At 49.7% G+C, this 11,953-nt stretch carries 9 protein-coding genes and 1 pseudogene; 1 reads left to right on the top strand and 9 read right to left on the bottom strand.

The window, feature by feature from the left end; genetic code table 11:
* The 9 genes and pseudogenes from VIM87_RS18200 to VIM87_RS18160 all read right to left on the bottom strand — a co-directional run.
* Positions 1–1,068, bottom strand: a 1,068-nt coding sequence (locus VIM87_RS18200; RefSeq protein ID WP_331998376.1) for a RagB/SusD family nutrient uptake outer membrane protein, incomplete at its 3' end; no start/stop codon positions are given.
* Positions 1,069–1,079: 11 nt separating this feature from the next.
* The gene (locus VIM87_RS18195; RefSeq protein WP_331998375.1) at positions 1,080–4,343 is read right to left on the bottom strand and encodes a SusC/RagA family TonB-linked outer membrane protein; all 3,264 of its coding nucleotides are present in this window, start codon (positions 4,341–4,343) and stop codon (positions 1,080–1,082) included.
* A gap of 304 nt (positions 4,344–4,647) precedes the next feature.
* Positions 4,648–4,974 carry a DUF4974 domain-containing protein gene (locus tag VIM87_RS18190; RefSeq protein WP_331998377.1) on the bottom strand — a complete coding sequence of 109 codons (327 nt, stop codon included), beginning with the start codon at positions 4,972–4,974 and terminating at the stop codon, positions 4,648–4,650.
* A 33-nt stretch (positions 4,975–5,007) separates the two neighbouring features.
* Positions 5,008–5,205: pseudogene (locus VIM87_RS18185) on the bottom strand (FecR domain-containing protein); the annotation flags it as partial.
* A gap of 12 nt (positions 5,206–5,217) precedes the next feature.
* Positions 5,218–5,853, bottom strand: a complete 636-nt coding sequence (locus VIM87_RS18180; protein ID WP_331998374.1) for a hypothetical protein — start codon at positions 5,851–5,853, stop codon at positions 5,218–5,220.
* A gap of 183 nt (positions 5,854–6,036) precedes the next feature.
* Positions 6,037–6,639: a sigma-70 family RNA polymerase sigma factor gene (locus VIM87_RS18175; protein WP_331998373.1), complete on the bottom strand. Its 603-nt coding sequence runs from the start codon at positions 6,637–6,639 to the stop codon at positions 6,037–6,039.
* A 92-nt stretch (positions 6,640–6,731) separates the two neighbouring features.
* Positions 6,732–8,432 carry a GMC family oxidoreductase gene (locus tag VIM87_RS18170; protein ID WP_331998372.1) on the bottom strand — a complete coding sequence of 567 codons (1,701 nt, stop codon included), beginning with the start codon at positions 8,430–8,432 and terminating at the stop codon, positions 6,732–6,734.
* Between the two features lie 7 nt (positions 8,433–8,439).
* Positions 8,440–8,988 carry a gluconate 2-dehydrogenase subunit 3 family protein gene (locus VIM87_RS18165; protein ID WP_331998371.1) on the bottom strand — a complete coding sequence of 183 codons (549 nt, stop codon included), beginning with the start codon at positions 8,986–8,988 and terminating at the stop codon, positions 8,440–8,442.
* A 22-nt stretch (positions 8,989–9,010) separates the two neighbouring features.
* On the bottom strand, positions 9,011–10,522 hold the full coding sequence (locus VIM87_RS18160; RefSeq protein ID WP_331998370.1) for a biopolymer transporter TolR: 1,512 nt from the start codon (positions 10,520–10,522) through the stop codon (positions 9,011–9,013).
* A gap of 209 nt (positions 10,523–10,731) precedes the next feature.
* Here VIM87_RS18160 and VIM87_RS18155 point away from each other — a divergent pair.
* On the top strand, positions 10,732–11,953 hold a 1,222-nt coding region (locus tag VIM87_RS18155; RefSeq protein WP_331998369.1), incomplete at its 3' end, for a hypothetical protein.

Genomic DNA, 11,953 nt, shown 5'->3' with positions numbered 1-11,953 from the left:
TCTGTATTTATTGGAGAAGTAGTAAGTGCCGGCGGGAGATACTCCATTGGGAGGTACATCGGTACGGCCTACCCATGCAGCAAAACGTTTATCGTTTGCTTCAAAAGCATTTAAAATGTAATCGCTCAGCGAAACTGTTTTGCTGTTATCCGGCCCAATACCGGGTGTAAAAGTGTACAGGTTCACCTCTTCCACCACATAATTTGAGCTAACGGATGGCGCCAGGCCCCAGATGCTTTCCTTACTGGCAGCCAGGAATACATTGGCAGGATCTGTTTCCAGCGCATAACGGCTGTCTGCAATTACGGCGCTGGCCTGCGCTTCTGCATTGGCCCAATCCTTCATGTACAGGTATACCTTTGCCAGTAAAGCAGCAGCCACCTGTTTGTTGGGCCGGGCCCTGTCCTGCGCAGCAGTGCCGTTACCATTCAGATAAGCATCACCCAGTAAGTTCTGCGCATCCTTAAGATCTGCAATGATCTGCGTATATACTGTTGCCTGCGGCGTACGTGCCATAGCGGTATTGGCGCGGTAGTCGGTAGTAATGGCCAGGGGTACATCGCCAAACAGGTTCACTGCATAGAAATAAAGGAAAGCGCGCATGAACTTTGCTTCTCCCTCACCCTGCCTTTTAACGGCCGCACTTAATGCGGCAGATGTTGTGAAGCCTTCTATAGCGGCATTACAGGCATAGATCTCTGTATATATGGGATTCCACAAAGCGCTTACGGTATTAGTGGCCTGCAGGTTATTTACATAAAACTGCTGGCGGGTAGTACTATTCGGATTCCAGTTCTTCAGCTCATCTGCATAAAGGCCCATCAGATAGCCAATACCGGTGCTGCCGTAGGTAACACCAAAATTGGGCGTTACCAGCCGGCCGTAAATGCCGGTCATTACAGACAAAGCAGATTTATCGTTGTCATAGGCATTATCCTTGTTAATGCCGGAGATAGGCGGATCTACCTGCACAAAATCCTTACAGCCGGCGGCGCTTACAAGCAGCAGGCCTGCAACGGGCATATAGCGGAAAACGAAGTTTATGATTGCTCTATAGGTACGTGTCATGATCAAACAGTTTATAAGGTAACCTGGAAACCGGCAGTGTACTGGCGCAGCGGCGGAAGGCTAACGGCATCCAGGTTCTCAGGATCTACATTTTTGAAATTGGAAATGGTGAACAGGTTTTGCCCCTGCAGGTATAGCCGGATGTTGCTGATGCGCCATTTAGCCAGCAATGATTGCGGCAGCTGGTAAGAGAAAGCCAGGTTCTGCAAACGTGCATAACGGGCCAGGCTATACGCACGGGTGCTGGCAGTGGCGTTACTCTGGGCCAAAAAGCCCAGGATGTTGGCAGTATAGCTGCGTGTATCCGTTACGTCGCCAGGCTTTTGCCAGCGCGCCAGCACATCGGTGGTCATGTTATAAAAGAAGCCGGGCGGAAGGGTTTGCTGCTGGCCAAATGCATTTTTAGCCATGCGGCTGATGAAGCTGAAATTAAAGTCCAGCGAAAAACCTTTGTACTGGAATGAGTTCAGCAAACCGCCAAAGTATTTGGGCGATGTATCTATATACTCCGTTCTGTCGGTAGTTTCACTGGGCGTGGTGGTAATGCTTCCCTTGCTGTCATAAAAAGTGTACACCCCTTTTTCGGGATCCACACCGGCGTATTTAAATACTTTCACCAGGTAAATGGGCTGCCCTATCACAAAGATATTGGTGTAGGTGGAGGAGGCCAGCCCCGGATAACTCACCAGCTTATTATGATTGGCGCTGATGTTAAAGCTGGTGGTCCAGGTAAAGGTTTTTGTGCGGATGTTGGTGGTCCTTAACGTTATTTCTATACCACTGTTCTGTATCACTGCCGGCAGGTTCAGTAAAATGCTGTTAAAGCCCGTGGTCCTTGCCAGGTTATAGGGGAACAGCTGGTTAGAGCTGCGGTTGCGGTAATAGCTGCCTTCCACTGAAATACGGTCTTTCAGGAAACCCAGCTCCAGGCCCAGCTCCATTTTCTTATTGGTTTCCCATTGCAGGTCAGGATTGAAAAGGCTGGCGGGTAATAAGCCCTGCTGCCCCTGGTACTGGCTGCCGGGATTGTAGAGATCATAAAATTTGTAATCTCCTATACGGTCGTTACCGGTAGTGCCATAGCTGCCTCTCAGCTTACCAAAGCTCAGGAAGCGCACATTGTTCTTTACCCATGCTTCTTCCGTAAAGATCCAGGCGGCGCCTATTGCGCCAAAGAAATGAAACTGCCTGCCGGGGCCAAACCTGCTGGAGCCATCATAACGGCCTGTGAGGTTCAGGATGTACTTATTGTTCCAGCTATAGTTCAGGCGGCCAAATGCTGCGTTGTAATTATAAAGGCTGTATGAATAATCGTCTATTAAAGTGCTATCTGCCGCACCGGGATTTTCCAGCAGCGCATCATTACTGAAGCCTATTGCTTTTTGCGACAGCCGGGTATCTTTACTGCTCTGGAAAGTGGCGCCTGCCAGGGCATTCAGCACACCTTTACCCAATGCAATGCTGTAATTGGCCTGCGGTTCTATTGACCAGGTGCTGTTATTAAAAGTGCGGAACAGGCTTTGATTCACTGCGCCGCTCAGCTGCAGGTTGGCAGGGCTGTAGTAAGACATAGGCGTGCCCAGGAACTCACTGATCTGCGCATTATTGTAACCCAGCACGGTTTTAATTTCCAGCCCTTTCAGGGGGCGGTAGCTGATGCTGGCATTGCCTACCAGGTTATTCACACGGTTCTTGTATATTTTATTCAGCTCCCTGAAAGGATTGTCAAAAGTATTGTTCTCATAGTTCAATGATCCGTCATCGTTATACACCTTAGGCGCATCGGGCGCCAGCTGTAACACGGCACGGGAAAAATCATAGGCCTGAATATTATCATAGGTATAGTTATAGCTGCCGGATAACATAACGGCTACCTTTTTATTATTAGTTTCCGCCGTGGTGCTGAAATGCACATTGGCCTGCTGGTTAGCGCCATCACCGGGCATTACGGAGGTTTGCCGCGTATAACCTGCACCTACCAGGTAGCTGCTGTTATTGCCACCGCCGGACATACTTATCTGCCCATTGCTCAGGTAAGCCTTTTTCTTTAGCAGCAGCTTTTGCCAGTCGGTATAACGGGTGGTATCCCAGGTACCGTTAATATCATAATCTAAAATTGTGGCGGCCGTCTTATCATTCCTTTTAGCTTCATGCCGCATTTCAAGATACTGCTGTAAGTTCAGCAGCTTGGGCGCCGTGGCTGTAGTAGAAATACCGGTATAGGCATTCAGGTCTATCCTTGTTCGGCCGGGCTTACCTTTTTTAGTGGTAACGAGTATTACGCCATTGGCGCCGCGGGAGCCATAAATGGAGGTAGCGTCTGCATCCTTCAGCACATCCACGCTTTCAATATCAGCCGGGTTAAAATAGTTGAGGTAGTTACCGCCTTTCAGCGTTTGGTTCAGCAGGAGTACACCGCCACTGTTTATTGTGCCGGGCGGGTAGGGTACCCCATCAATAATATATAAAGGATCTGTACCGGCGGCCAGGCTGTTGGTGCCGCGTATATTCACATTCACTGCGCCGCCGGGTATGCCGGTGGCCTGGGTAATGATCATGCCGGGCACACGGCCCTGTAAAGCTGCCAGCACATTGGTTACGGGGTTCTTCTGAATATCCTCTCCCCTTACGGTAACCACGTTGCCGGTATTAAAACGTTTGCTGGTGCGGCCGTATCCAATTACCTGCACCAGGTCAAGCTCATTTTTAGAGGGCCGCATCATAATGGTCATGGGATGGCCTGAAATCGCTTTTGTGCTTAGCACACCATAACCGGTATAGGTGATCACCAGGGTATTATCCACCTGGTCTGAATGTATTTCAAAATGGCCGTTGGCAGCGGTTTGGGTGCCTCTGCGGGTACCCTGTATCATAAGCGTTGCCCCGGGTAATGGCTCCCCGTTAATATCCATCACCGTACCACTGATAATAACATTGGGCCGCGGCGCTGCAACGGGCGTGGTATCTGCAGGCTGTTTCGCCAGCTCACGCGTTACAATAATAATGTTGTTGAGAATGGTGTAACGCAGGCCGCGCTCCTTTGTAAGCTTTTCCAGGAAAGCTTCTACCGGAACGTCTTTTACATTGATGGTCACCGGCGGCACCTGCTCCGTTGTTGCAGGGTTCAATAAGAACTCCTGCCCGGTTTGTGCGCTCAGCATTTTAAATACCTGTGTTAGCGGTGCGTCTTTTACATTCATTGTCACCCGCTGTCCGAAACTGTTTGCGCTTACGTGCAAAGCGCCTACCAGCATAAGGATCATGATGAATTTCATAATCATCAGCATTTTAATAAGCGAAAGATTTCGCATACCTTTATCAGGTACAATCCAAGTCATACTTTTGTACATTTTAGGGATTTACTAAAAAAATGTTTCAGGCATTTACAAAGTATTCCCGCTACAGCGGGTTCTGACGGCAATCAGGACCCGCTATTTTTTTACGGGAACACGGTTGGTTCTAATTGTTTACATAAACTTCCGGTTGGCTGTTACGAACACTTTGGTTGATCTTTAATTACTGTTTGGCTGAATTTTTTCCTGTTGCTATGTTGATCCCTTTGATCCGGGTTTATATCCTTTATTCCCCCTTTCCCGGAAAAACGGTTACGTTATTACCTTCTATTTTAAAATGTACATCGCCGGTGGCGGCAATGGCTTCCAGCAGCTGCGCGGCAGCGGCTTTCCTGGACAGGATGCCTTCAAACTGCACCTCATCCACATTACCGGCATAGATCACATTCATATCGTACCAGCGGGCCATTTGCCGCATAATGTTCTTAATATTGGTTTTGCCAAAACGGAACTTACCTTCTTTCCACGCTATTACCTCCTCCAGGTCGGGACGGGTAAGCTTAAATGTATTTTGCTGCGGATACAGGCTGGCCTGCAAACCGGGCGTTACCACGGCTGCTGTTGCAGCCTGCACTTTTACTGCGCCGCTAAGCACCGTAGTACGGATGGCTGCTTCATCGGCATAAGCCATAATGTTAAAGGAAGTGCCCAACACCTGCACATTTACACCGGCTGCTTTTACCACAAAGGGATGCGCGGCATCTGCCGCTACTTCAAAATACCCTTCGCCGCTCAGCTCCACGCTGCGGGTAGCGCCCGTAAAAGCAGTGGGGTACCGTAAGGATGATGCGGCGTTTTACCATGCTTTGGTACCATCCGGCAAAGTAACCCTGTATTGTCCGCCCCTGGGTACAGATAACAAATTGCTTTCTACAATGCTGCCGGTTCCCTGGTAAGCGATCAACCCGCTATCCAGCTTCACTACCTGTACACCGCCTGCGGTGGCTACCTGGCCGGTGGCCGCGTTATCCAGCACTATCTGCTGCCCGTTAGCTAATGTTAACAGCGCTTTATTACCGCCGGGCTGCAATGGCTGCTGCACTGCCACTGCGGGTGTGTTCTTTTGCGTGCGTAAAAACCAGATGGTGCCTGCTCCCAATATTAAAAGCAGGGTTGCTGCAGCTGCCCACCAATAATTTAAGCGGGAACGTAGCGGCACCACCGGTGTGTTGTCCTGTCCTATGAGATCCTCCGCGGCTTCTTCGCGGAGGTATTGTAGTTTAGAAAAAATATTACCGGCAATCTCCCGGTCGTATACCAGCTCTCCTGTTGCCCCCATAAGCAGCTCTTCATGTGCGGCAGCCAGCGCTTTCAGCTCTTCGGCGCTTGCTTCCGTAAGCATCCACTGCCGGAAGGCGCCGGCAGCGCTTTCATTCACCGGCCGGCCGGCGGTTAAAGCTTCAATATGTGCTATTGCCCTGGTAAGGTCCATGATGTGTACGTACTAAAGACGGTGGTTAATGTTGAATTTTCACTGAGCGTAAAAAAAAAAATTAATGTGCTGATGTGCTGATATGCTAATGTGCTGGTATTTGAATGTATGGCGATCCATTATAGAATAAAAAACAATCTACCAGTAAATAAATATAAACCAGCACATTAGCATATTAGCACATCAGCACATTAAAAAAAGCAGCACCAGGAAATGCACCCCATGTTTGCCTAAATAGTCCTTTAATGCGGCAATGGACTGCTGTAATGATTTATGTACCCCGCCCAGCGACATACCCATTTCATTGGCTATTTCCTGGATGGTCTTCTCATCCCGGGTACGCAGCTCAAAGATCAAACGCTGTTTTTCCGGCAGCGCTGCCAGTGCCGCACGGGCAATGGCTTCATATTGATCGGTTACTAATTTATCGTCGGGGCTGTAGTGGTGCGGCTGCACATAATCGCGCTCATAACCGGCCTGTTTGGAGAGGCGGGCCTGGCGGGCGCGTAAAAAGTCGTTCAGCGCATTGCGGGTAATAATAAAAACGTAGTTCTTAAAGGAACGTATAGTGATGAGCGTTTCCCGGCGCTTCCACACTTTCAGGAACACCTCCTGCCCTATTTCTTCCACGTCCTGTTTTTCCGGTAAATAAATTTGCAGGTAATGCAGCACTAAAGGAGAGTAAAGCTCATATAAACGGGAATAAGCATTCCAGCTGCCGGCTGCTACATCTGCCAGCAGGCGCCTTTCCTCTTCTCCCGTAATGCCTGTATGAATGATTTGCACTGTCAGGGGTAAATATAGGGAAAATAAGATCCAATAAAAAGCCCCGGCAGGTGCAGTACCTGCCAGGGCTAATATATAAGATCACATGACGTTTATAAATTCCCTTTCTTCATTTCAGACACCGCGTAATCCACTGCCCTGGCAGTTAATGCCATATAGGTGAGCGATGGGTTCTGGGTTGATGTGGAAGTCATGCAGGCGCCATCTGTAATAAACACATTTTTGCAGGCATGCAGCTGGTTCCATTTATTTAACAGCGATGTTTTAGGATCGTGGCCCATACGTACGCCGCCCATTTCGTGAATATCCAGGCCAGGGGCTTGTTTGCTGTCGTAGGTCTCTACATTGCTAAAACCGGCTTTGGCAAACATATCCTTGAACTGCTCAAAGAAATCTTTGATCATCTTCTCATCATTATCATCATAATCAATATTGATGCGTAACAAGGGAATGCCCCATTCATCTTTCTGCTGTGCATGCAGGCTTACGGTATTGCTTTCCTTGGGAATGGTTTCGCCCATCATTTGGGAGGATACATACCAGGGGCCCAGAGTGGCATTACCCAGCTGCTGTTTTAACGCTTCGCCAAAACCGGAGGTATCCCGCTGCGGAAAACGGCCGGAGTAAAAAGAAGCAGCATAGCCGCGCAGGAAATCCGTTTCCTGCTTAAATACATTGCGGAAACGCGGCACATACGCGCTGGTGGGACGGCGCCCGTCTGTTGTAAATTCCTTAAACCCATCGTGCGTGCCGGAAATGCGCGCGCGGTAATTGTGAAAAGCTACATACTTACCCAGCAAACCATTCTCATTTCCCAAACCATTTGGGAAGCGGGATGAAGTGGAATGCATAAGGATAAGATTGGTGTTTAAAGCGCCTGCATTTAAAAAAATAACCGGGGCGTAGTACTCTGTTACAGCTTTGGTGTTTGCGTCAATCACACGTACGCCACCGGCTTTGCCCTTGTGCTCATCGTATATAATACTATGCACCACGGAAAATGGCTGCAAAGTAAGATTACCTGTTTTCTGTGCCCAGGGAATGGTGGTGGAGTTACTGTTAAAGTAACCGCCAAACGGGCAACCCCGCTGGCAAAGGCTGCGGCCCTGGCATTGATTGCGGCCCTGCTCCTTATGAATATCCTGCGGTTTGGTTAAGTGTGCGCAGCGTGCATAGATCACGTGGCGGTTCTCATAATTCTTTGCTACCACACCTTTAAAATAATCTTCCACACAGGTTAGCTCCCAGGGCGGTAAGAATTCACCATCCGGCAGGTTGGGAATGCCGTCTTTATTACCGCTGATGCCCACAAATTTCTCCACATAGCTGTACCAGGGCGCCAGGTCTTTATAACGGATAGGCCAGTCCACTGCAAAGCCATCCCGCAGCGGGCCTTCAAAATCATAATCGCTCCAGCGCTGCGTTTGCCGCGCCCACATAATGGATTTGCCGCCTACCTGGTAACCGCGGATCCAGTCGAACGGTTTATCCTGCACATAGGGATGCTCCGTATCCTTTACAAAAAAATGCATGGCATCTTCCCGGTACGCATAACAGCGGCTAATGGAAGGATTGGCTTCCTGGATCTCTGCCGGTACCTGGCCATGGTGGCTGAATTCCCAGGGATACATGTTGGTGGTGGGATAATCTTTCAAATGCTGCACATTACGCCCGCGTTCCAGCAATAATGTTTTATATCCTTTATCGCACAGCTCTTTTGCTGCCCATCCGCCGCTCATGCCCGCACCTATTACAATGGCATCAAAAGTATTGGCCTGCTTACTATTACTCATACTACGATCAGTTATCTATGGAGGGCGATACTTTACTCACTGCTATACAGCCATGAAAGCGGCTGGGCACCAGCTCATACACCCTTACTTTGGTTAAAAAATATTGAGAGCCCGTAAAACCTTCAATGGTATACCTTTTCAGCATGTGATAAAAGGCATCCACGTTATGCGGCAGGTTCTTACCATCATTCAGCGTGGCTACCCATTGCTGCTGCTGTGCAGGGGTACATTTCCCAAAGGGGTTACCATCCTTTTCCCTTACCATCTCCTGAAATTTGTGCAGGCCATCCTGGAATTGCTCCTGGTCTTTGGCGCTGCAGCAATCATCTATCATAGTAAGGGCAAAACGGTGCGCCCCGGTTTCCTTTGCACCGGGCGTAGTGGTGGTGGGGATGATGATAGCGGCCATGGTAGCCAGCATATCTTCCTCCTCACCGTTCAGCTGTAAGTGTTTGTAGGCCACTGCCGCTTTACGCGGGCGCTGCACGCATGAAGGCAGCAGCGTAACGCCTGCGGTTACCACCATCAGGGTGCGGAGGGCCGAACGTCTGTTCATGTTCATTTGCTAAAAGGTCTGTTTATTTACTGCTCATATCCGAATTACTGATGAAGGCAATACGTTTGCTATCCGGCGACCAGGAGGGCGTATTAATAGTGCCCTGCCCGCCATACACATACCCGATCACTTTGGGTGTGCCGCCCGCAACCGGCATCAGGCGCAGGTATACATGCTTGTAAGGCGGGTGTATACCCGGCTCCACTTCTTCTTTCAGGAAAGAGAGGAATACCATCCACTTCCCATCCGGCGAAATGTGCGCAAACCAGTTATTGAGATCATCATTTGTAACCTGCTCCTGCCCGCTGCCATCTGGCTTCATCCGCCAGATCTGCATGGTGCCGGAGCGTACGGAATTAAAGTAAATATACTTCCCATCCGGCGAATATTCAGGCCCATCGTCCAAACCTTTTGTGTTAGTAAGCTTTTCCTCCGCTCCGCCTGCGGCCGGCACACGGTATACATCAAACTCCCCGTTCCGCTGCCCGCAGAAAACCAGGTATTTCCCGTCCGGCGACCAGCCATGCAGGTACGAAGGCCCTTTGGGCGTTACCTGCTTTGGCGTGCCGCCGGTTACGGGCACGGTGTAAATGATCGATCCACCCAGCTCCCGTACATTACTGCTTAGCCCCAGCATGGCGCCATCAAAGGAAAGCACATGATCGTTATTATTGTTTTTTATATCCCCGGTATTTAGCTGCACCGGCTGCCGGGTGGCCAGGTCAAAGGTGTACATCAGCCCTTTGTTATCATTAAAAACAAGCGACTTCCCGCTGGGCATCCAGTTAGGGGCCTGTATGGAGTAGGGTACGGTATAAATGATCTCGCGGTTGCCGGTGGCCACTTCCAGCAGCTCCAGGTTGCTGCCCAGGGTCATACGGGTGTTCTGATCCGATTCCCCGTTAAAGGGTACGGTTATACGTACATCGCGGAACACGCCGGTTTCCAGCACATCGGCATTATGGGAGCCTACAAACAATCCCACATATACTTCCGCTCCCAGGTCAAGGTCCGTTACCTGCGCGGTTACAAACGGCTCTCCATACCTGGCTACCCGCATAGTATAGGTATTGCCTTTACGTTCCAGCTGCAGCACATCCGCATGGGTAAGGGTGGAGCGTACTTCCTCCGTGGTGGCGCCGGCTGTTTTGCGGTATTGCAGGGAGGTAAGGCCATCGCCATGCGCCACCACATTTACATGCGCGGCATTGCTGTCCAGGCTTTTACGCACCATCCAGCCTGCCTTGCGGTGCTCCTCCACCCCTTTTGCCCCTACAAAGGCTGCACGGGTGTAAAGGATAAAATCGCCTTTCAGGCGTTTGTATACATAATGAAATTCATCGTGATCAAACCATACATTATAGCCTGCGCCGGAGATGATATATTGCTGCGTTTGCGGAATATAGGTAGCAGCGCCGGGTTTTACGTGGTTGCCGATATCCCCATGGCCTTCAAAAATGCCTAAAGGCCCGTTCTGCGCACTTGCATTAAAAGCTAAAATGGTAAAGATGACGTGGATAACCAGTTTTTTCATTTGTATATATTATGGTAATGGGTGCAGAACGAATTTAGCCGCTGCGGGCTTAGGGAGGTTATTTTTCACCACATCAACACTACATCATAACATTCCCCGCTACTATCTTTTTTATGAGTAAGCCCAGCTGCCGGGCTCCTTCCATTTTTTGTATATTTATAAGCGCCGCTTTACAGCTACATACTCTAATCATCATTCCACGGTTCTCTATGAAAAGCATATTTCTAACGGGATTGCTGTTATCAGGATCCTTAGCCTTTAGCCAGCATAAGATCGGGACCCCGGATGTGGTCAGCTACAGCAAAAACACTTACAACGCCGGTACCGCTAACTGGAGCATTGCGCAGGACAGCAACGGCCTGGTATATTTTGCCAATATAGAGGGCTTGCTGAGCTTTGATGGCAGCTACTGGAAAACCTATCCCCTGCCGGATGGCTCCATGGCGCGCTGCGTAGCCATTGGCCGCGATCATAAAATATATACCGGTACACAGAACGGGTTCGGTTACTTTAGCGCCGGTAAGAACGGGCGGCTTAGCTTTACCTCCCTGGTACCATTGGTTCCTGCGGCCCAACGTAACTTTTCCGATATCTGGAACATTGTTGTGTATAAAGATGAAGTGCTGTTCCGCTCCCGCACTGCTATTTTCCGTTTTCGTAATAATAACATCACAGTATATCCCGCTGATGCCGGATGGCTGTACATGGGGCAGGCCAATGGACAGCTGATAGCGCAGGATGTAAAAAAAGGGCTGCTTACCCTGGCCGGCAATACCTGGATACCGCTGATTAAAGAGCATACCTTACCACAAGGTTCTGCCATCACAGCCCTTACCCAGCTGGGGAAGGACAGCACCGTGGTAGCAACGCTTAAACATGGTTTGTACATACTGTCGCACAACCAGCTTACCCCCTTCCCATCCGCGAACATGCGCACCTTTATGAACGACCGCATTCTCAGCTGCTCAGCGGTGAATAATAACTGGCTGGCAATAGGCACACAGCTAAGCGGCTGTTATATTATTAACCGGCTGGGAGATATCATCGAACATTTTTCGCGCCGCGATGGGCTGGAGAATAATTGTGTGCTGGCCGTGCTGCCGGATAAAAACCATAACCTGTGGTTAGGCCTGGATAATGGTATTGGCTTTATGGCCTATGACAATGCTATTAAACATATTTACCCCGAAAAGCTGAACGAAGGAGCCGGTTACTCCGCCATTATTTTTAAGCAGCATTTATATATAGGTACTTCTAATGGCCTGTACACCGTACCTATACCTGCTGCACAGGACCTGAGCTTTGCCAATGGCGATTTTACGCCGGTCACCGGTACCAAAGCCCCTGCCTGGGGACTGTTCACTGTAGCAGATCACCTGCTGATGGCTAACCATGAAGGGGCTTTTGAAATACAGGATGGCACCGCATCAC

This window comes from Chitinophaga sp., assembly GCF_036569125.1.
Taxonomy (GTDB): domain Bacteria; phylum Bacteroidota; class Bacteroidia; order Chitinophagales; family Chitinophagaceae; genus Chitinophaga.
The sequence above is the reverse complement of the archived record's forward strand: the minus strand, read 5'-3'. Positions and strand labels throughout refer to the sequence as shown.